Genomic DNA, 233 nt, shown 5'->3' with positions numbered 1-233 from the left:
TGGGTGAGGAGCACACCACGCTGACCAGCACGGATGGCGAAGATCTCGAAACGATTCCAGGATGGTCTGGTCGTAGGAGGGGACGGTGTCGTCACCGGGCGTTACAGAGTTGCTAAGAACAGCGCGCTCGGATGCGCGCAGGAGCTCATGGAGATCGCCTTCCAGCCACCCTGCCTGCGCGGAGGTCAACCCGGGCAACGTAGCCCGGCGGATCAAGAGGGCGCGGGTCCAGG

Annotated in this window: 1 protein-coding gene; it reads left to right on the top strand. The window is 64.4% G+C overall.

Going from position 1 to position 233, the window contains the following annotated elements; all coding sequences use genetic code 11:
* Nucleotides 1-33 precede the first annotated feature (33 nt).
* Nucleotides 34-233: hypothetical protein (locus KVS67_RS13415; RefSeq protein WP_217565589.1), on the top strand; the 200-nt coding region annotated here is incomplete at its 3' end.

The organism is Micrococcus sp. GbtcB5 (genome assembly GCF_019091605.1).
Taxonomy (GTDB): domain Bacteria; phylum Actinomycetota; class Actinomycetes; order Actinomycetales; family Micrococcaceae; genus Micrococcus; species Micrococcus luteus.
Note: the sequence above shows the minus strand (reverse complement) of the source record. Positions and strands in the feature narration are given on the sequence as shown.